At 47.0% G+C, this 18,646-nt stretch carries 35 protein-coding genes; 32 read left to right on the top strand and 3 right to left on the bottom strand.

The features are described 5' to 3' along the window. Nucleotide 1 precedes the first annotated feature (1 nt). The 30 genes from rpsJ to rplQ all read left to right on the top strand — a co-directional run bounded on the left by rpsJ (nt 2) and on the right by rplQ (nt 14,847). Complete coding sequence (gene rpsJ / locus Q4A89_RS07800; RefSeq protein WP_014224894.1) at nt 2–307, top strand: 30S ribosomal protein S10; 306 nt, start codon at nt 2–4, stop codon at nt 305–307. Between the two features lie 18 nt (nt 308–325). Further along, the gene (gene rplC, locus Q4A89_RS07795) at nt 326–943 is read left to right on the top strand and encodes a 50S ribosomal protein L3 (protein WP_303184725.1); all 618 of its coding nucleotides are present in this window, start codon (nt 326–328) and stop codon (nt 941–943) included. Nucleotides 944–947: 4 nt separating this feature from the next. Next, nucleotides 948–1,577, top strand: coding sequence for a 50S ribosomal protein L4 (gene rplD / locus Q4A89_RS07790; RefSeq protein WP_303184724.1), 630 nt, complete (start codon nt 948–950; stop codon nt 1,575–1,577). Nucleotides 1,578–1,589: 12 nt separating this feature from the next. Continuing rightward, the gene (gene rplW / locus Q4A89_RS07785) at nt 1,590–1,883 is read left to right on the top strand and encodes a 50S ribosomal protein L23 (RefSeq protein WP_303184722.1); all 294 of its coding nucleotides are present in this window, start codon (nt 1,590–1,592) and stop codon (nt 1,881–1,883) included. Between the two features lie 6 nt (nt 1,884–1,889). Then, nucleotides 1,890–2,714, top strand: a complete 825-nt coding sequence (gene rplB / locus Q4A89_RS07780; protein ID WP_124752224.1) for a 50S ribosomal protein L2 — start codon at nt 1,890–1,892, stop codon at nt 2,712–2,714. Nucleotides 2,715–2,733: 19 nt separating this feature from the next. Further along, nucleotides 2,734–3,000 (top strand): 30S ribosomal protein S19, encoded by a 267-nt coding sequence (rpsS, locus tag Q4A89_RS07775; protein WP_014224899.1) that lies wholly within the window; start codon nt 2,734–2,736, stop codon nt 2,998–3,000. Between the two features lie 22 nt (nt 3,001–3,022). Next, nucleotides 3,023–3,454 (top strand): 50S ribosomal protein L22, encoded by a 432-nt coding sequence (rplV, locus tag Q4A89_RS07770; RefSeq protein WP_303184721.1) that lies wholly within the window; start codon nt 3,023–3,025, stop codon nt 3,452–3,454. A 6-nt stretch (nt 3,455–3,460) separates the two neighbouring features. Next, a complete protein-coding gene (gene rpsC / locus Q4A89_RS07765) occupies nt 3,461–4,234 on the top strand; it encodes a 30S ribosomal protein S3 (protein WP_124752222.1) in 774 nt (257 codons plus the stop codon). Nucleotides 4,235–4,256: 22 nt separating this feature from the next. Further along, the gene (gene rplP, locus Q4A89_RS07760) at nt 4,257–4,691 is read left to right on the top strand and encodes a 50S ribosomal protein L16 (RefSeq protein WP_124752221.1); all 435 of its coding nucleotides are present in this window, start codon (nt 4,257–4,259) and stop codon (nt 4,689–4,691) included. A 5-nt stretch (nt 4,692–4,696) separates the two neighbouring features. Continuing rightward, entirely contained in the window at nt 4,697–4,894 is a 198-nt protein-coding gene (rpmC, locus tag Q4A89_RS07755) for a 50S ribosomal protein L29 (RefSeq protein ID WP_124752220.1), read from the top strand. A 2-nt stretch (nt 4,895–4,896) separates the two neighbouring features. Continuing rightward, complete coding sequence (gene rpsQ / locus Q4A89_RS07750; protein WP_014224905.1) at nt 4,897–5,166, top strand: 30S ribosomal protein S17; 270 nt, start codon at nt 4,897–4,899, stop codon at nt 5,164–5,166. A gap of 1 nt (nt 5,167) precedes the next feature. Then, complete coding sequence (rplN, locus tag Q4A89_RS07745; protein ID WP_014224906.1) at nt 5,168–5,533, top strand: 50S ribosomal protein L14; 366 nt, start codon at nt 5,168–5,170, stop codon at nt 5,531–5,533. A 19-nt stretch (nt 5,534–5,552) separates the two neighbouring features. Further along, nucleotides 5,553–5,870, top strand: coding sequence for a 50S ribosomal protein L24 (gene rplX, locus Q4A89_RS07740; RefSeq protein WP_124752218.1), 318 nt, complete (start codon nt 5,553–5,555; stop codon nt 5,868–5,870). Next, a complete protein-coding gene (gene rplE, locus Q4A89_RS07735; RefSeq protein ID WP_303184719.1) occupies nt 5,870–6,427 on the top strand; it encodes a 50S ribosomal protein L5 in 558 nt (185 codons plus the stop codon). Before rplX ends, rplE begins: the two co-directional genes overlap by 1 nt. 3 nt (nt 6,428–6,430) lie before the next feature. Next, complete coding sequence (rpsN, locus tag Q4A89_RS07730) at nt 6,431–6,700, top strand: 30S ribosomal protein S14 (protein WP_303184718.1); 270 nt, start codon at nt 6,431–6,433, stop codon at nt 6,698–6,700. Between the two features lie 63 nt (nt 6,701–6,763). After that, nucleotides 6,764–7,159, top strand: coding sequence for a 30S ribosomal protein S8 (gene rpsH, locus Q4A89_RS07725; RefSeq protein ID WP_124790541.1), 396 nt, complete (start codon nt 6,764–6,766; stop codon nt 7,157–7,159). A gap of 16 nt (nt 7,160–7,175) precedes the next feature. Then, complete coding sequence (gene rplF / locus Q4A89_RS07720; protein ID WP_303184717.1) at nt 7,176–7,727, top strand: 50S ribosomal protein L6; 552 nt, start codon at nt 7,176–7,178, stop codon at nt 7,725–7,727. 24 nt (nt 7,728–7,751) lie between these two features. Further along, nucleotides 7,752–8,096, top strand: coding sequence for a 50S ribosomal protein L18 (gene rplR, locus Q4A89_RS07715; protein WP_014224912.1), 345 nt, complete (start codon nt 7,752–7,754; stop codon nt 8,094–8,096). 5 nt (nt 8,097–8,101) lie between these two features. Continuing rightward, nucleotides 8,102–8,617: a 30S ribosomal protein S5 gene (rpsE, locus tag Q4A89_RS07710; RefSeq protein WP_124752213.1), complete on the top strand. Its 516-nt coding sequence runs from the start codon at nt 8,102–8,104 to the stop codon at nt 8,615–8,617. Nucleotides 8,618–8,634: 17 nt separating this feature from the next. Continuing rightward, nucleotides 8,635–8,811 (top strand): 50S ribosomal protein L30, encoded by a 177-nt coding sequence (rpmD, locus tag Q4A89_RS07705; RefSeq protein WP_124752212.1) that lies wholly within the window; start codon nt 8,635–8,637, stop codon nt 8,809–8,811. 52 nt (nt 8,812–8,863) lie between these two features. Beyond that, on the top strand, nt 8,864–9,334 hold the full coding sequence (gene rplO / locus Q4A89_RS07700; RefSeq protein ID WP_303184716.1) for a 50S ribosomal protein L15: 471 nt from the start codon (nt 8,864–8,866) through the stop codon (nt 9,332–9,334). 2 nt (nt 9,335–9,336) lie between these two features. Continuing rightward, nucleotides 9,337–10,677 carry a preprotein translocase subunit SecY gene (gene secY, locus Q4A89_RS07695; protein ID WP_303184715.1) on the top strand — a complete coding sequence of 447 codons (1,341 nt, stop codon included), beginning with the start codon at nt 9,337–9,339 and terminating at the stop codon, nt 10,675–10,677. A gap of 2 nt (nt 10,678–10,679) precedes the next feature. Beyond that, entirely contained in the window at nt 10,680–11,462 is a 783-nt protein-coding gene (gene map, locus Q4A89_RS07690; protein ID WP_303184713.1) for a type I methionyl aminopeptidase, read from the top strand. A 3-nt stretch (nt 11,463–11,465) separates the two neighbouring features. Continuing rightward, nucleotides 11,466–11,684, top strand: a complete 219-nt coding sequence (gene infA, locus Q4A89_RS07685; protein WP_303184711.1) for a translation initiation factor IF-1 — start codon at nt 11,466–11,468, stop codon at nt 11,682–11,684. A gap of 25 nt (nt 11,685–11,709) precedes the next feature. Continuing rightward, nucleotides 11,710–11,826 carry a type B 50S ribosomal protein L36 gene (ykgO, locus tag Q4A89_RS07680; protein WP_014224919.1) on the top strand — a complete coding sequence of 39 codons (117 nt, stop codon included), beginning with the start codon at nt 11,710–11,712 and terminating at the stop codon, nt 11,824–11,826. Nucleotides 11,827–11,861: 35 nt separating this feature from the next. Continuing rightward, nucleotides 11,862–12,242: a 30S ribosomal protein S13 gene (rpsM, locus tag Q4A89_RS07675; protein ID WP_303184710.1), complete on the top strand. Its 381-nt coding sequence runs from the start codon at nt 11,862–11,864 to the stop codon at nt 12,240–12,242. 9 nt (nt 12,243–12,251) lie between these two features. After that, nucleotides 12,252–12,641: a 30S ribosomal protein S11 gene (rpsK, locus tag Q4A89_RS07670; protein ID WP_014224921.1), complete on the top strand. Its 390-nt coding sequence runs from the start codon at nt 12,252–12,254 to the stop codon at nt 12,639–12,641. A 114-nt stretch (nt 12,642–12,755) separates the two neighbouring features. Continuing rightward, entirely contained in the window at nt 12,756–13,361 is a 606-nt protein-coding gene (gene rpsD, locus Q4A89_RS07665; RefSeq protein WP_303184708.1) for a 30S ribosomal protein S4, read from the top strand. Between the two features lie 7 nt (nt 13,362–13,368). Further along, nucleotides 13,369–14,361, top strand: a complete 993-nt coding sequence (locus Q4A89_RS07660; RefSeq protein ID WP_303184707.1) for a DNA-directed RNA polymerase subunit alpha — start codon at nt 13,369–13,371, stop codon at nt 14,359–14,361. Between the two features lie 6 nt (nt 14,362–14,367). Beyond that, nucleotides 14,368–14,847 (top strand): 50S ribosomal protein L17, encoded by a 480-nt coding sequence (gene rplQ / locus Q4A89_RS07655; protein ID WP_303184706.1) that lies wholly within the window; start codon nt 14,368–14,370, stop codon nt 14,845–14,847. Between the two features lie 130 nt (nt 14,848–14,977). On the opposite strand, the gene Q4A89_RS07650 is transcribed toward rplQ, so the two are convergent. The 3 genes from Q4A89_RS07650 to Q4A89_RS07640 all read right to left on the bottom strand — a co-directional run bounded on the left by Q4A89_RS07650 (nt 14,978) and on the right by Q4A89_RS07640 (nt 17,217). Next, the gene (locus Q4A89_RS07650; protein WP_303184705.1) at nt 14,978–15,751 is read right to left on the bottom strand and encodes an ABC transporter ATP-binding protein; all 774 of its coding nucleotides are present in this window, start codon (nt 15,749–15,751) and stop codon (nt 14,978–14,980) included. Then, entirely contained in the window at nt 15,751–16,494 is a 744-nt protein-coding gene (locus Q4A89_RS07645; RefSeq protein ID WP_303184703.1) for an ABC transporter permease, read from the bottom strand. Before Q4A89_RS07645 ends, Q4A89_RS07650 begins: the two co-directional genes overlap by 1 nt. 93 nt (nt 16,495–16,587) lie before the next feature. Next, nucleotides 16,588–17,217, bottom strand: a complete 630-nt coding sequence (locus tag Q4A89_RS07640; protein ID WP_303184702.1) for a DUF3575 domain-containing protein — start codon at nt 17,215–17,217, stop codon at nt 16,588–16,590. 252 nt (nt 17,218–17,469) lie between these two features. Between Q4A89_RS07640 and Q4A89_RS07635 the strand changes: the two genes are divergently transcribed. Beyond that, on the top strand, nt 17,470–18,180 hold the full coding sequence (locus tag Q4A89_RS07635; protein ID WP_303184700.1) for an MBL fold metallo-hydrolase: 711 nt from the start codon (nt 17,470–17,472) through the stop codon (nt 18,178–18,180). A gap of 12 nt (nt 18,181–18,192) precedes the next feature. Next, nucleotides 18,193–18,570 carry a VOC family protein gene (locus Q4A89_RS07630; RefSeq protein WP_303184699.1) on the top strand — a complete coding sequence of 126 codons (378 nt, stop codon included), beginning with the start codon at nt 18,193–18,195 and terminating at the stop codon, nt 18,568–18,570. Nucleotides 18,571–18,646: the final 76 nt, after the last annotated feature.

Below are 18,646 nucleotides of genomic sequence, written 5' to 3'. Positions count from 1 at the left end.
TATGAGCCAAAAAATCAGAATTAAATTGAAATCTTACGATTATTCGCTGGTCGACAAGTCGTCCGAGAAAATCGTCAAGACTGTGAAGGCTACCGGAGCGGTCGTAAGCGGACCTATTCCGCTGCCGACTCACAAACGGATTTTTACCGTTAACCGCTCGACATTCGTGAACAAAAAGTCACGCGAGCAGTTTGAACTGTCGTCTTACAAACGTTTGATAGACATTTACAGCTCGACAGCCAAAACGGTAGATGCTTTGATGAAGCTGGAATTGCCCAGCGGAGTGGAAGTAGAGATTAAAGTGTAAAATTAAAAACAAAGTGAAATGCCAGGATTATTAGGAAAAAAAATCGGAATGACATCCGTATTCAGTGCCGAGGGAAAGAATCTTCCATGCACTGTTATCGAAGTAGGTCCTTGTGTGGTTACCCAGATTAAGACAATGGAAAAGGACGGCTATGAGGCAATTCAGTTGGGCTTTCAGGAAAAGAAAGAAAAGCATACGACGAAGCCGGAAGCCGGTCATTTCAAAAAAGCAGGCGTAGCCCCGCAGCGACACTTGGCCGAGTTCAAGAATTTTGATGCCGAGTATAAACTCGGAGATGTACTTACGGTAGACTTTTTGAATGACGCCTCCTTCGTAGATGTGATCGGTACATCGAAAGGAAAAGGATTTCAGGGAGTCGTGAAACGCCACGGTTTTGGTGGTGTAGGCCAGACCACGCATGGACAGCACAATCGTGCGCGTAAACCGGGTGCTATTGGCGCCTGTTCGTATCCGGCGAAGGTCTTCAAAGGTACACGCATGGGTGGACAAATGGGGAACGTGCGCGTAACGGTTCAAAACCTCGAAGTGATCAAAGTGATGCCGGAGAACAATTTGCTGTTAGTAAAAGGTTCTATTCCCGGAGCAAAAGGTTCAATCGTATTAATTGAGAAGTAAGGCAATGAAACTAAACGTATTTAACAGAAAAGGGGAAGAAACCGGCAGAACGGTTGAACTCAGCGATGCAGTGTTTGGTATTGAGCCGAATGATCATGCGATCTATTTGGATGTGAAACAATATATGGCGAATAACCGCCAAGGGACACATAAATCGAAAGAAAGAAGCGAAGTATCCGGAAGTACCCGCAAGCTTATTCGCCAGAAAGGTAGTGGCGGAGCTCGTCGGGGGGATATCAATTCGCCGGTGTTGGTCGGTGGAGGCCGTGTATTCGGTCCCAGACCGCGTGATTACAGTTTCAAGCTGAACAAGAAAGTAAAAGCTTTGGCACGTCGCTCGGCTCTTTCGTATAAAGCAAAAGAAAATTCGATCATGGTGGTTGAAGACTTTACGATGGATACCCCGAAAACGAAAGACTTCCTTTCGATGTTGAAAGTCTTGAAATTGGATGGGAAGAAGATGCTGCTGGTTTTGCCGGAAAGCAATCATTTCGTATCTTTGTCGGCTCGTAATCTGCCGCGTGCGAAGGTCGTAGCTGCGTCGGATTTGAATACATATAAGGTGATGGATGCTGCGAGCCTGGTGCTTACGGAGCAATCTGTTGCTGTCATTGAGAAACTTTTAAACGCATAAGGAGGTAAAAAGATGGGAATTATCATTAAGCCGATCGTGACCGAGAAGCAGACTGCTGTTACGGATAAGAAGCCTAACCGCTTTGGTTTCCGTGTTGCTCCGGATGCGAATAAATTACAGATAAAGAAGGCTGTTGAAGAGATGTATAACGTAAGCGTAGAGAGCGTGAACACGATGAATTATTCGGGAAAGCGCAAGAGCCGTTATACAAAATCCGGCATCATCAACGGAAAACAGGCAGCCTATAAGAAAGCAATTGTAACATTGAAAGAAGGAGAAGTCATCGACTTTTTCAGTAACATTTGATAGGAAATGGGAATACGTAAATTAAAGCCCACATCACCGGGGCAAAGACACAAAGTTATCGGTGCATTTGATAAGATCACTGCAAGTACACCGGAGAAGTCTCTCGTAGTCGGGAAAAAGAGAACGGGCGGCCGTAACAACACCGGAAAAATGACGATGCGTTATATCGGTGGCGGTCACAAGCGTCGTTTTCGTTTTATTGACTTCAAGAGAAGCAAAGATGGCGTTCCTGCAACCGTGAAATCGATTGAGTACGATCCGAACCGGACATCTCGTATCGCGCTGTTGTATTATGCTGACGGAGAAAAGAGTTACATCGTGGCTCCGAATGGTTTGGAAGTAGGCCAGACAGTGATGTCCGGAAAGGATGCAACGCCGGAAGTCGGCAATGCTTTGCCGATGCAGAGCATCCCTGTCGGTACGATTATTCATAACATCGAACTTCGTCCGGGACAAGGAGCGAAGTTGGTTCGTTCGGCTGGTGCATTTGCTCAGCTGACATCGAAAGAAGGTGATTATGCCATCATCAAGATGCCTTCGGGTGAAACCCGCAAGATATTGTCGGCATGTAAAGCGACTGTAGGTAGCGTAGGCAACTCGGACCATGCATTGGAGAAATCCGGAAAAGCAGGACGCTCGAGATGGCTTGGCCGTCGTCCGCACAACCGTGGTGTCGTGATGAACCCGGTAGATCACCCGATGGGTGGTGGTGAAGGACGCGCCTCCGGAGGTCTTCCTCGTTCTCGCAAAGGCTTATATGCTAAGGGTATGAAGACGAGAGCACCGAAGAAACCGTCTTCCAAATATATCATTGAAAGAAGAAAGAAGTAAAATGATTAATTGAAAAACTATGAGTCGTTCGTTAAAAAAAGGTCCATATATCAATGTGAAATTGGAAAAGAAAGTCTTGGCGATGAATGAGTCGGGTAAGAAGACGGTGATAAAAACGTGGGCAAGAGCGTCAATGATATCTCCGGACTTTGTAGGACATACGATTGCTGTGCATAATGGGAACAAGTTTATTCCCGTATTCATCACCGAAAATATGGTGGGTCACAAGCTGGGAGAATTTTCACCGACGCGTATATTCCGTGGCCATGCTGGAAACAAGAAGTAAGAAAATGAAAAAAGTAAAATAAATGGGCAGAAGAAAGAAAATATCAGCAGAAGCCAGAAAGGAAGCCTTGAAAAGCGTATCTTTCGCGAAATTGCGCAATGTGCCGAGTTCACCGCGTAAAATGCGTCTGGTAGTCGATATGATTCGCGGCATGGAGGTGTTTAGGGCACTGGGTGTCTTGAGATTCTCCAATAAAGACGCAGCTACACCGGTAGAGAAGTTGCTTCGTTCGGCGATTGCCAACTGGGAGCAGAAGAATGAGCGGAAAGCAGAAAGCGGAGAGTTGTTCGTTACGTCCGTCCATGTCGATGGAGCAGCAACGCTCAAGCGTATGCGTCCGGCTCCGCAGGGAAGAGGGTATCGTATCCGTAAGCGTTCGAACCATGTGACCTTGTTCGTCGATACGAGAAATGTAGAGGCAGATGCAAAGAATAATAAAGAAAGTCAAAATTAAGAACAGATGGGACAGAAAGTAAATCCGATTAGTAATCGTTTGGGAATCATCCGTGGATGGGATTCGAACTGGTACGGTGGAAAGAGTTATGGTGACACTTTGCTGGAAGACAGTAAAATCCGCAACTACTTGAATGCCCGTCTGGCTAAAGCAAGCGTTTCGCGCATCGTGATCGAACGTACGCTAAAACTGATCACCATTACGGTGTGTACGTCGCGTCCGGGAATCATCATCGGGAAAGCCGGTTCGGAAGTTGACAAGCTCAAAGAAGAATTGAAGAAGATTACCGACAAGGAAGTTCAAATCAATATTTTTGAGATCAAACGTCCGGAATTGGATGCCGTGATTGTCGCCAATAATATTGCGCGTCAGCTGGAAGGAAAAATCGCTTACCGTCGTGCCGTGAAGATGGCTATCGCCTCGACCATGCGGATGGGAGCAGAAGGAATAAAAGTGCAGGTTTCGGGACGTCTGAACGGCGCTGAAATGGCTCGTTCGGAGATGTATAAAGAAGGGCGTACGCCGCTTCATACATTCCGTGCCGATATCGACTATGCACTGGCAGAAGCGCTGACTAAAGTCGGTCTGATTGGAATAAAGGTTTGGATTTGCCGTGGCGAAGTATACGGTAAAAGAGATTTGTCTCCTTCGTTTACTACTACGAAAGACTTTGGTCGTCGGGGTGGTGAAGGCGGTATGGGACGTGGTGATCGTGGTGATCGCGGCGGCAAACCGTTCAAACGCAGAAGAGAGAGAGACAAAGAAAAAGCCAATCGTTAAACTATTTAACAGTTAGAGAACTATGTTACAACCAAAGAAAACAAAGTTTAGAAGATCCCAAAAGGGGCGTGCCAAAGGCAATGCCCAGCGGGGAAATCAGTTGGCTTTCGGCTCGTTTGGAATCAAATCGTTAGGTACGAAATGGATCACAGGCCGGCAGATTGAAGCTGCCCGTATTGCCGTTACGCGTTATATGCAACGTCAAGGACAAGTATGGGTGCGTATATTCCCGGACAAGCCGATTACTAAAAAGCCGTTGGATGTACGTATGGGTAAAGGAAAAGGTAATCCCGAAGGATTCGTAGCTCCTGTTACGCCGGGACGTATGATTTTTGAAGTGGAAGGTGTACCGTTTAATATCGCCAAGGAAGCGTTGCGTTTAGCTGCTCAGAAGCTTCCGGTGACGACTAAATTCGTTGTGCGCTACGACTATGATATGCAAAATGAAACAGTGTAAATGTTATGAAGATTAAAGAAGTAAGGGAATTAAGTACCAAAGAATTGGCTGAAAGAATTGACGCGGAAGTGTCGTCTTTGAATCAGAAGCGGATTAATCATAGCATTTCGCCGTTGGATAATCCTGCCTCAATGAAAGAGCAACGCCGAACTATTGCACGTCTGAAAACAGTGCTGCGTCAACGTGAATTAAATAACGAATAATCATGAAGCCTGATATGGAAACGAGAAATTTAAGAAAGGAAAGAACGGGCGTGGTATTCAGCAACAAGATGGATAAAAGCATCACCGTTGCCGTAAAATGGAAAGAAAAACATCCGATTTACGGAAAATTCGTGAATAAGACGAAGAAATATCATGCTCATGACGAGAAGAATGAGTGTAACGTGGGTGACACGGTAAAGATTATGGAGACACGCCCTTTGAGCAAGACGAAAAGATGGCGTTTGGTACAGATTATAGAAAGGGCTAAGTAAAATGATACAGCAAGAAACAAGATTAGTAGTAGCGGACAATAGCGGAGCGAAAGAAGCTTTGTGTATCCGTGTGTTGGGAGGTACGCGCAAACGTTATGCGACGGTAGGCGATATCATTGTTGTAGCAGTAAAAGGCGTCATTCCTTCGAGTGATATGAAGAAAGGCGCTGTATCGAAGGCTGTTGTTGTGCGGACAAAGAAAGAGATTCGTCGTCAGGACGGCTCTTACATCCGTTTCGATGATAACGCCTGTGTATTGTTAAATCAGGCGGGAGAAATCCGGGGCAGCCGTATTTTCGGTCCGGTAGCACGTGAGCTGCGTGCGACGAATATGAAAATCGTTTCGCTGGCGCCGGAGGTACTTTAATCAGTAAAATGGTATTGTGATGAGTAAGTTACATATAAAGAAAGGCGATATCGTCTACGTAAATGCCGGAGAAGATAAAGGCAAAACGGGGCGTGTATTGGAAATGCTCGTAAAAGAGAAACGTGCGATTGTGGAAGGCGTCAACATGGTTACGAAGCATACGAAACCGAACGCCCAGAACCCGCAAGGCGGACGGGAAACCAAGGAAGCATCGGTTCATATCTCGAACCTTAACCCGTTGGATCCCAAAACAGGAAAGCCGACACGCGTGGGTCGCAAAGAAGTGAAAGGGAAGTTAGTGCGTTATGCTAAAAGATCAGGAGAGGAGATTAAATAATGGGTACGATAGCAACAATAAAGCAAGATTACAGAGACCGGATTATACCGACGTTGAAGAAAGAATTTAACTACACGTCTGTTATGCAGGTGCCTGTACTGAAGAAGATTGTAATCAATCAGGGACTGGGAATGGCAACGGCCGATAAGAAGATTATTGACGTGGCTATAGACGAATTGACGAGTATTACCGGTCAGAAAGCCGTCGCTACGTATTCGAAGAAAGACATCTCTAACTTCAAACTGCGTAAAAAAATGCCGATCGGAGTCATGGTTACTCTGCGTCATGAGCGTATGTATGAGTTCTTGGAACGTCTGGTACGTGTGGCACTGCCTCGTATTCGTGACTTCAAAGGTATCGAAAGCAAACTCGACGGTCGTGGTAATTATACGCTCGGCATTCAGGAGCAGATTATCTTCCCGGAAATAAATATTGACAATATTACGAAAATATTGGGAATGAATATTACCTTTGTGACCTCCGCGAAAACGGACGAAGAGGGATTTGCTCTTCTGCGCGAGTTTGGATTGCCCTTCAAGAATATAAAAAAGAATTGAGATATGGCGAAAGAATCAATGAAAGCCCGCGAAGTGAAACGGGCAAAGCTGGTAGCGAAATATGCGGCTAAACGGGCGCAGTTGAAGAAAGAAGGCAACTATGACGCCTTGCAGGCTCTTCCCAAAAATGCATCGCCGGTGCGTTTACATAACCGTTGCAAGATGACGGGCCGTCCGAAAGGATATATGCGTCAGTTCGGTATTTCGCGTATTCAGTTTCGTGAGATGGCTTCCAACGGCCTCATTCCCGGAGTGAAAAAGGCAAGTTGGTAAAAGCGGAAAGCAAGTGAGTGTTAAATATTGTCCGGATAGTCCGGATCAATTTAATTAAATATTATGACAGATCCTATAGCAGATTATTTAACAAGATTGCGTAATGCAATCAAGGCGCAGCACCGCGTAGTAGAGGTGCCGGCGTCGAATTTGAAAAAAGAAATCACAAAGATTCTTTTTGACAAGGGCTACATTCTTAACTTTAAGTTTGTAGACGAAGGCGTGCAGGGAACGATTAAGATCGCCCTGAAATATGACGCCGTGAATAAGGTAAACGCGATTAAGAAATTAGAGCGCGTATCGTCTCCGGGTCTTCGCCGGTATGTCGGTTACCGGGAGATGCCCAGAGTACTGAATGGTCTTGGAATTGCGATCCTTTCTACCTCTAAGGGAGTGATGACAAATAAGGAAGCCAGCGAGTTGAAGATTGGCGGAGAAGTATTGTGTTACGTTTATTAATAGGAGGAGCATAGCGATGTCAAGAATTGGAAAATTACCTGTTCATATACCCAACGGTGTGACCGTTACGGTAAAGGATAACACGGTCACTGTAAAAGGGCCGAAAGGAGAACTTTCACAGAAAGTACATCCCGATATCAAAGTGTCTGTTGAAGACGGAATATTAAAGGTGGAAAGACCGACGGATGAAAAAGAGCATCGTGCGTTGCACGGCCTCTATCGCTCTTTGATCAACAATATGGTCGTAGGGGTATCCGAAGGATATAAAAAGGAACTTGTGCTGGTGGGCGTCGGTTATCGTGTCGCAAATACCGGTCAGTTGCTCGATCTTTCGTTAGGCTATACGCATAACATCTACCTTCAGCTACCTGACGAAGTGAAAGTAGAGACTAAGTCGGAGCGTAATCAGAGCCCGCTCATCATTTTAGAGTCGGCCGACAAACAATTGCTCGGACAGATTTGTGCGAAGATTCGCTCGTTCCGTAAGCCTGAGCCTTACAAAGGAAAAGGTATTAAGTTTGTGGGCGAAGTAATTAGAAGAAAATCTGGTAAATCTGCATCTAAGTAAGCGATGAAATAGGAGATAGACTATATGGCAACGAAAGAAACAAGAAGATTAAGAATCAAACAAAGCATACGAAATAAAGTATCAGGTACCTCGGAATGCCCACGTCTGACAGTGTTCAGAAGTAACAAGCAGATTTACGCGCAGGTGATCGATGATACGACCGGAAAGACGTTGGCCGCTGCTTCGTCCTTGAAGTTGGCGGACAAAGCTCCGAAAAAGGAAATCGCTGCAAAAGTCGGCGAAGTGATTGCGAAAAATGCACAGGAAGCTGGCGTACAGGCCGTGGTGTTCGACCGTAACGGTTACCTGTATCATGGGAGAGTTAAAGAATTAGCCGATGCTGCACGGAAAGGCGGCCTTAAATTTTAAGAAAGATGGCAATAAATAATAGAGTAAAATCGACGAACGATTTAGAACTGAAAGATCGCTTGGTAGCGATTAATCGTGTGACGAAAGTGACGAAGGGTGGACGTACATTCAGTTTTGCCGCCATCGTCGTAGTCGGAAATGAAAATGGTATTGTCGGATGGGGCTTGGGAAAAGCCAGTGAAGTAACGACCGCAATTTCGAAAGGAACGGAGTCGGCCAAGAAGAATCTGGTTCGTATTCCCATTCACAAGGGAACGATTCCTCATGAACAGGCTGCGAAGTTTGGCGGTGCGGAAGTGCTGATCAAACCGGCCACTCTCGGTACCGGTGTGAAAGCCGGAGGTGCTATGCGCGCTGTTTTGGAAAGTGTCGGTATTACGGACGTGTTGGCTAAATCCAAAGGTTCGTCCAACCCGCACAACTTGGTGAAAGCAACCATCGCCGCTTTGAGCGAACTGAGAAGTCCGGCCATGGTGGCACAAAATAGAAACGTGTCGGTTGAGAAAGTATTTAAAGGATAAAGAAGGAGGAAGTTCGAATGGCAACAATCAAAATAAAACAAGTAAGAAGCAGAATTAAATGTCCGCAGGTTCAGAAAAGAACGTTGGATGCATTAGGACTGAGAAAGATGAATCGTGTCGTTGAACACGAGGATACTCCTACGATCCGGGGAATGGTAGAGGTGGTGAAACATTTAGTTTCAATTGAAAAATAATAATCGAAGGACCCTTTGATAGAAAGGTGTCCGGTAAAAAATAGAAATTGATATGAATTTATCTAATTTGAAACCGGCAGCAGGTTCGGTAAAAACCAGAAAACGTATCGGTCGCGGTCCGGGTTCGGGCCTGGGAGGTACTTCGACGAGAGGTCATAAAGGGGCCAAATCGCGCTCGGGCTACAAACACAAAGTAGGATTCGAAGGCGGACAGATGCCTATTCAGCGGCGCTTGCCGAAATTCGGCTTTAAGAATATCAATCGCGTAACCTACAAGGCTATCAATCTTTCGACCTTGCAGGAGCTCTCGGAAGCCAAGAGTCTGAACAAGATCGGACTGGAAGAGTTGCGAAATGCCGGATTTATTTCTGCATCGCAATTAGTCAAAGTACTTGCTAAGGGCACCTTGTCCGCAAAAGTCGATGTCGAAGCGCATGCTTTCTCGAAAAAGGCGGAAGAAGCCATTGTGGCAGTCGGCGGTACGGTTTCCAAACTGGGTGACAACGCCGAAAAAGCGGAATAATTATGAGAGCAATTGATACCATTAAAAATATCTGGAAGATAGAGGATTTGCGGAAACGCATCCTGATAACGCTTTTATTGGTGCTGATTTACCGTTTTGGCACGTATATCGTGCTTCCCGGTATCGATCCGAAATATCTGACGGCGCTGGGTGAACAAACACGCGGCGGACTGATGGCGCTTTTGGATATGTTTTCGGGAGGTGCTTTCTCGAACGCATCGATTTTTGCCTTGGGAATCATGCCTTACATCTCTGCATCCATTGTGATGCAGTTGGCGGCGATTGTGATTCCTTCGTTCCAGAAGATGCAGCGTGAAGGAGAAAGCGGCCGGAAAAAGATCAATCAATGGACGCGTTATCTGACTGTGATTGTGTTGATTTTGCAAGGGTCTGCTTATTTGGTGAACCTGAACGTGCAACTCAGAAGCGTTGGTGCGACGATGCCGACCGATTGGTGGTTCAAAGTATCTTCGACTATTATCATGGCCGGAGGTAGTATGTTTGTTCTCTGGTTGGGTGAGCGTATTACCGACAAAGGTATCGGGAACGGTATTTCATTTATCATCTTGATTGGAATCATTGCCCGTCTGCCCCATTCGCTTTTTGAAGAATTCACATCGCGCGTAACGGAGAAATCCGGAGGTCTGGTGATGTTCCTCTTTGAAATTTTGTTCCTGCTTCTGGTCATGGCCGGTGCCATTCTGTTGGTACAGGGAACGCGCAAAGTCGTTGTTCAATATGCCAAACGCATTATCGGAAATAAACAGTATGGCGGTGCACGTCAGTATATTCCGTTGAAGGTGAATGCGGCTAACGTAATGCCGATCATCTTTGCGCAGGCGATTATGTTTATTCCGATTTCGCTTGCCGGATTTTCCAGTACGGGCGAAAACAGTGCCTTTATGCAGGCGTTTATGGATAATACGGGATTCTGGTATAACTTCGTGTTTGCCTTGTTGATTATCGCATTTACGTATTTCTATACGGCTATTACGATTAATCCGACACAGATGGCAGACGACCTGAAACGAAACAACGGATTTATCCCCGGCGTAAAACCCGGAAAGGCAACGAAAGAATTCTTGGATGAGATCATGAGCCGGATTACCCTTCCGGGGGCGATCTTCCTTGCTATCGTCGCCATTATGCCGGCTTTTGCACGGATTCTGGGAATCAGTCAAGGGTTTGCCCAGTTCTTCGGCGGTACGTCGTTGTTGATTTTGGTCGGTGTGGTACTGGATACCTTGCAGCAGATAGAAAGTCATCTCTTGATGCGTCACTATGACGGATTGTTAAAGTCCGGACGAATCAAAGGACGGACAGGGTCCATAGCCGCATATTAACGATGATCTATCTGAAGACGGATGAAGAGATAGAATTGATGCGCGCTGCGAATCAATTAGTGGGAAAGACCCTGGGCGAATTGGCGAAACACATTGCGCCGGGGGTCACCACCCTTCAACTCGATAAGATTGCAGAAGCATTCATACGCGATCATGGGGCGGAACCCGCTTTTTTGGGATACGGAGGTTTCCCGAACTCGATTTGTACTTCGGTCAATGAACATGTTGTTCACGGCATCCCGTCGGACAAGGCAGTCTTGAAAGACGGGGATATCGTCTCGATCGATTGCGGAACCAAGCTGAACGGCTTTGTGGGTGATTCGGCTTACACGTTTTGTGTCGGCAACGTTGCTGAAGATGTCCGTAAGCTGTTGCGCACGACGAAGGAAGCCTTGTATAAAGGGATAGAGCAAGCCCGTGTGGGAAACCGGGTGGGCGACATCAGCAGCGCGGTGCAGATGTATTGCGAGAAGCAGAACTACTCTGTCGTACGTGAGTTGGTAGGGCACGGATGCGGACGCAAGATGCACGAAGAACCTGAAGTCCCCAATTATGGTCGACGCGGTTGCGGCCCGGTATTGAAGAGCGGAATGTGCATCTGTATCGAGCCGATGATCAATCAGGGCACTAAACATGTCGTGTTCGAGTCGGACGGTTGGACCGTGCGGACAAAAGACCGAAAATGCTCGGCGCACTTCGAACATTGCATTGCGATACGTCCTGAAGGGCCGACGATTCTGTCATCATTCGAATATTTGGAAGAAATAGTAGGAAAAGAAATATAATATATGGCTAAACAGGCTGCAATAGAGCAAGATGGAGTGATCGTAGAGGCGCTCTCGAACGCGATGTTTCGGGTCGAGTTGCAGAACGGGCACGAGATTACGGCACACATATCGGGGAAGATGCGAATGCATTATATCAAGATTCTTCCCGGCGATAAGGTACGCGTAGAAATGTCGCCTTATGATTTGTCGAAAGGTCGGATATCATTCCGCTATAAATGAAAAAAACTAAAAACGAGATAGAACGATGAAAGTAAGAACATCTTTAAAGAAACGGACGCCCGACTGCAAGATTGTACGCCGGAAGGGGCGTTTATATGTGATTAATAAAAAGAACCCCAAGTTCAAGGTACGTCAGGGTTAGTAGTAAACAGCAAATAAACTAAACATCTAAATAATATGGCGATAAGAATAGTTGGTGTGGACTTGCCACAAGACAAGAGAGGGGAAATCGCATTGACCTATATCTTCGGTATCGGTCGCAGCGCTTCCAACTCGATTTTAGCAAAAGCGGGCGTTGATAAGAATATCAAGGTCAAGGATTGGACAGATGATCAAGCGGCCAAGATCCGTGAGGTCATTGGTGAAGGATATAAGGTAGAAGGTGATTTGCGTTCGGAAGTGCAGTTAAACATTAAGCGCTTGATGGATATCGGTTGCTATCGTGGGGTGCGTCACCGTATCGGTCTGCCGTTGCGCGGTCAGAGCACAAAGAACAATGCCCGTACGCGTAAGGGAAGAAAAAAGACAGTTGCAAACAAGAAAAAAGCTACAAAATAATCAGTAAAGATGGCAAAGAAAACAGTCGCAGCAAAAAAGAGAAAAGTGAAGGTAGAAGCTTATGGTCAAGCCCATATTCATTCTTCTTTCAACAACATTATTGTGTCGCTTACCAATAATGATGGTCAGGTAATCAGTTGGTCGTCGGCCGGTAAGATGGGTTTCCGCAGTTCGAAGAAGAACACGCCCTATGCCGCTCAGATGGCTGCTCAGGATTGCGCAAAGGTGGCGTATGATTTAGGCCTGCGCAAAGTAAAAGTGTATATCAAAGGGCCGGGTAACGGTCGTGAATCGGCGATTCGTACCATTCACGGAGCCGGTATCGAAGTGTCGGAAATTATCGATGTGACGCCGCTGCCGCACAATGGCTGCCGTCCGCCCAAAAGAAGAAAAGTATAATTAACAGATCAAGCGAATCCCTGAAGAAGTGATTAGATTGCACTATTCACCCTCTCTGCAATCGCGGCTGCACGATTCCGAGATTCCGAAGAACGATTAAAAATAAAGAATAAAATGGCAAGATATACAGGTCCAAAAACAAAAATTGCTCGTAAGTTTGGCGAAGCGATATACGGCGCGGATAAAGTTCTGTCGAAGAAGAACTATCCTCCCGGACAACACGGGAACAACCGGAGACGCAAAACGTCGGAATATGGCGTACAGTTGCGTGAGAAGCAGAAGGCGAAATATACATACGGCGTACTGGAGAAACAATTCCGGAACATGTTTGAGAAAGCATCCCGTTCGAAAGGGATTACCGGTGAGGTATTGTTGCAGTTGCTCGAAAGCCGCCTCGACAATATCGTGTTCCGTCTCGGACTGGCGCCTACGCGTGACGCGGCCCGTCAGCTCGTATCGCACCGTCATATCGTGGTTGACGGTAAGGTCGTGAACATCCCGTCGTACAGTGTGAAACCGGGACAGGTGATCGGCGTTCGCGAGAAGTCGAAATCGCTCGAAGTGATCAACGATGCCCTTTCCGGATTCAATCATACGAAATATCCCTGGATCGAGTGGGAGCAAAGCGCGATGAGCGGGAAGTATCTTCACTTGCCCGAGCGTGCCGATATTCCTGAAAACATCAAGGAACAGCTGATTGTCGAATTATACTCTAAATAATGATCCTATGGCGATATTAGCATTTCAGAAACCTGATAAAGTATTGATGTTGGAGGCGAACAACTTCTACGGGAAGTTCGAATTTCGTCCTCTGGAACCGGGTTATGGTATTACCATCGGTAATGCGTTACGCCGTATTCTCTTATCTTCGCTGGAAGGCTATGCCTTTTCGTCAGTGAAAATCGAAGGTGTGGATCATGAGTTTGCAACAATCCCCGGGGTGATGGAAGATGTGACGAACATCATCCTGAACTTGAAACAGGTGCGCTTCAAATGTGTAGCCGAAGAGCTGGAGGAACTGCCGAAGGTTGCCCTGACGGTGGCTAATACGGAGGTGCTGAGAGCCGGCGATCTGAAGCCTGCAGGTTTCGAAATCCTGAATCCCGAATTGGAAATCTGTCATTTGGATCGGAAGACTTCGTTCCAGATGGAGTTGACGATGAACAAAGGGCGCGGTTACGTGCTGGCCGAAGAAAATGCTGATCCGGCCAATCCCGATGTGCAGGTGATAGCCATCGACTCCGTTTACACGCCGATACGCAACGTGAAATACACGGTCGAAAACTTCCGTGTGGAACAGAAAACCGACTATGAGAAGCTCTTGTTCGAGATCACCACAGACGGTTCGATTCATCCTAAAGATGCGTTGAAAGAAGCGGCGAAAATCCTGATTCATCATTTCATGCTTTTCTCTGACGAGAAGATTGCGGTGGAAACGATCGATGTGGATGGAAACGAAGAGTTTGACGAAGATATTCTGCACATGCGTCAACTGCTCAAAACGAGACTGATCGACATGAACCTCTCTGTACGCGCATTGAATTGCCTCAAGGCAGCCGATGTGGATACGGTGGGTGAATTGGTACAGTTCAACAAGAACGATTTGTTGAAATTCCGCAATTTCGGGAAGAAATCGCTGACTGAATTGGATGAGTTGTTGGAGAATCTGAATCTCTCCTTCGGGATGGATATTTCAAAATATAAATTAGATAAAGAGTAAAAAACGATGAGACACAATAAGAAAGTAAATCATTTGGGACGCAAGAAGGCGCATCGTGAAGCGATGTTTGCCAACATGGCATCGTCGCTGATTAAACATAAACGTATCTTTACCACTACGGCCAAGGCTAAAGCGTTACGCAAATATGTAGAGCCGCTGATCACGAAGTCGAAAGAGGTAACGGATCATGCACAGCGTGTCGTATTTGCTTCGTTGCAGGACAAATATGCGGTGAAAATTCTTTTTACCGAAGTATCGCCGAAGGTAGTGGATCGTCCGGGTGGATATACCCGTATCATTAAGACGGGTACGCGCGCCGGCGACAATGCGGCCATGTGCTTTATCGAACTGGTTGACTTCAACGAAAACATGTTGACGACCAAGACGAAGAAGGCGGCAGCCAAGACGCGTCGTTCGCGTAAGAAGAGCGCCAGCGATGCAACGGTGGTAGCAGAAACCTCGGCCGAAGAAAAAGCGGCAGAGTAAATACACATAGCAGTAAACTGTGAAGATGCAGGATTTCGCGTAGCACACGCGGGATTCTGCATTCTTTTTGCGTTGTATGGAAAGTGGCGAATCTGTTTTTTGAAGGTGTGCGGGACGGAGTGCAGAAGCGTTATCCTTCGCGCAATTGTTGTTCTTCCAACTCGCTGGCTTTGCGCAGTAGATCGGAAGCGAAAATGAAATCGTTCAGCGCTTTATTGTTCGACGAGACAACCTGTTCTTTTGTGCCCTGCCATTCTTTTATCCCTTCCTTGATAAAGATGATGTTTTCGCCCATATTCATGACCGAATTCATGTCGTGCGTATTGATGATTGTCGTCATGTTGTATTCTTTCGTGATGCTCTGAATCAGGTTGTCGATGACTAACGAGGTTTTCGGGTCAAGTCCGGAGTTCGGTTCGTCGCAGAGCAGGTATTGGGGTTGCAGTGCGATGGCGCGGGCGATGGCCGCGCGTTTCATCATTCCCCCGCTGATTTCGGAAGGGTAGAGGTCGTACGCTTCGGAGAGGTTGACACGTTCGAGACAAAACATGGCGCGTTTTTCACGTTCGCGGGCCGTTTCTTTCGAAAACATATCGAGTGGAAACATCACATTTTCGAGCACTGTCATGCTGTCGAAGAGTGCCGAGCCTTGAAAAAGTACGCCTGTTTCGCGGCGCAGCAGGTTCAGTTCCGTTTTGCTCATCTTCACGATATTGCGTCCGTCGTAGGATACTTCTCCTGCGTCGGGGCGAATCAGCCCGATGATGCTTTTGAGCATGACGGTTTTGCCCGATCCGCTTCGTCCGATGATCAAATTCGTTTTTCCTGTTTCAAAGACGGCATTAATGTCGTTGAGCACAACACGTCCGTCGAAGGCTTTCGTCAGGTTCTTGATTTCGATCATCAGGTAAGCATGATTTGAGTTAAGATTACGTCAGCCAGCAGAATCAGGATGCTGCTGATGACAATCGCGTTCGTACTGGCTTTACCTACTTCGAGCGAGCCGCCTTTGAGGTTGTAGCCGAAAAAGGAGGCGACCGAAGAGATGATGAAGGCATAGACGACCGACTTGATCATCGAATAAGTGATGTAGAACGGATTGAAGAAGTATTGCAGCCCGAATTCGAACGAAGAGGGGGTCATCCCTTCTACGATATAGCTGGCGAACATACCGCCGAAGATACCGGTCGTCATACTGAAGATCACGAGTACGGGGATAAAGAGCATCATACCGGCGATTTTCGGCATAATCAGAAAGTTGGCCGAATTGATCCCCATGATCTCCATTGCGTCGATTTGTTCCGTTACCCGCATCGTCCCGATTTCGGAGGCGATGTTACTGCCCACTTTGCCCGCCAGAATCAGACACATGATGGACGACGAGAATTCGAGCAGGATGATTTCGCGTGTCGTAAATCCGATGGTGAATTTGGGGATAAGCGGTGAGGTGATGTTCAGCGAGATTTGTATGGCGATAACCGTTCCGATAAAGACGGAGATGATGACGACGATCCAGAGCGAATCGACGCCGAGCTTATAGATCTCACGCATTAATTGCTTGAAAAACATGCTCCATCGTGTCGGGATGGTGAACACTTTGTTCATCAGCAATACATACTCGCCTAATTGCTGCAATGCTTTGATCATGCGCTTTACGTTCTGTTTTCTTGTTCGTCGTGCAAAGGTATGATTTTAATTGTTAAAACCCAAGCGGTGTCATATGGCTTCGGAGCCGGGAGGCTATTTAAGCGGAAGGACAACCGAGACACCGACCTTTGTCAGCCCGAAATAATGTGCATAACGGCTGTCTTCTCTCGGCTTGTTTTCGCGGAGTGCGTATTTGTCGTAGTCGAGGTAGAGGTAACCTGCTCCGATCGAAAATTCGAGCCAAAGCCGTCCTTTCAGTTTCAGGAGGTAGCCATATGCCGCACCTGCACCGGCCATCCATCCTTCGAAGCGTTTGTGTTGCAGGCCGTCGGTGCCTTGTCGTCCGTCAGCCCATCCGTTGGGCAGGATACCCAGTCCGCCGCAATTATAGTGCCCTGCCAATGCGTGTAGCCCGACGAAATGGCCGTCGAACGTGTGGCGCAGCCATCGCCTCACTTCCGGCTGTACCATCCAGTGGCGCAACATTCCGTCGTATCGCTCCAGTACCGTTCCGTCGCCGTTTTTAAGGGTCTGAGTGAACGTCCACGGGTTGTAATTGCCGCTGACCTCTATCGTCCACCGGTCGGAAAGTGCGTATTCGACGCCGACGTTGATCGTCGTCGTCAAATCGTAAAGCACATTGCTTTTTACGGCCATCTTTTGGGCGCAGGCGGCGATGGCCGTCACCAGTCCCGCGCATATCACAAACATTCTTTTTTTCATCGTCATCATACGTTTTTTCTCCCTGCAGGATATTCGTCCCACAGGGAGCAGTTTCTACAAAAAAATGTTTGCTTGATTTAGTTGACTTGTGACCGGACGATGTGGAAAATGGATCAATTCGTTCCGGAAAGTCGGCGCAAAGATATCATTTTTTCGGGAAACGAAAAGAAAAATGGGGGCTGAATAAATCGATGGGACGAGGGGAGAATTAGGCAAAAAATGTACCTTTGCAAGAAAAAAGAACAAAAACGAATGAAACTGACATATATCTTCCACAGTGGGTATCTCGTACAAACCGAGCGAAGTATACTGATTATCGATTACTGGAAGGATTCGGAAAACAAGGCCGTAGAACGTGCGTTGTCCAACTGCTCGGGACGCGTATATGTGCTTTGTACGCATTGGCATCCCGACCATTTTAATCCGGAGATACTGACTTGGAAGGAGAAGTATCCCGACATCCGCTATGTGCTTTCAAAAGACATCCTGAAAAAGAAGCTTGTTTCGGCAGATGACGCCTCCTTTTTAATCAAAGGCGAGGTGTGGGAGGATGAACTTGTACGTGTCAAGGCTTTCGGCTCGACCGATGTCGGTGTTTCGTTTCTGATCGAGACGGAAGGGAAAATGATTTTTCATGCGGGCGATCTCAATAACTGGCATTGGGACGAGGAGTCGACGGAAGAAGAAGCGATGGCCAGCGAACGACTTTATCTGCGCGAACTTAAAACCTTGACGAATGTAACGAAGCGCCTTGATTTAGCGATGTTTCCCGTCGATGCGAGATTGGGAACAAACTATATGCGCGGGGCGGAACAGTTTGTCGATGCGCTTCATACGGATTGGTTTGCGCCGATGCACTTTGGAGAGTCGTACGAGACGGCAAACGCTTTCCGATCGTATGCCGAAAAGGCGGGATGTCGTTTCGCCGGATGGAGAAAAACAGGAGAATGTATCACTTTTTAAATCGAAAACAAGATGGTTATCAAAAGTAAATTCGATCATTACAATTTTAATGTGCTCGATTTGGAGCGCAGTCTTGCCTTTTATGAGAAGGCGTTGGGGCTAAAGGAAAAACGTCGGAAGGTGGCGGCCGACGATTCGTTTATTTTGGTTTATCTGACCGACGAGCAGACCGGCTTTCTGCTTGAACTTACCTGGTTGCGCGACCGTGTGGAGCCCTACGATCTGGGAGAGTGTGAGTATCATCTCTGCATGCGCGTTCCGGGCGATTACGACGAAGTACGGCGTTATCACAAGGAAATGGGGTGCGTATGTTACGAGAATGAGAAAATGGGACTCTACTTTATCGAAGACCCTGACGGTTACTGGATCGAAATCCTGCCCGAGCAATAGCGTGCGATGAAGGGTGGTGTTGGGCGGTGTGTCATAACGGGCAAACTGCTTCGTTGCTTGCGGAATGAGAGCTCGG

It is taken from the genome of Tannerella sp. (genome assembly GCF_030528505.1).
In the GTDB taxonomy this organism is placed as follows: domain Bacteria; phylum Bacteroidota; class Bacteroidia; order Bacteroidales; family Tannerellaceae; genus Tannerella.
The sequence above is the reverse complement of the archived record's forward strand: the minus strand, read 5'-3'. Positions and strand labels throughout refer to the sequence as shown.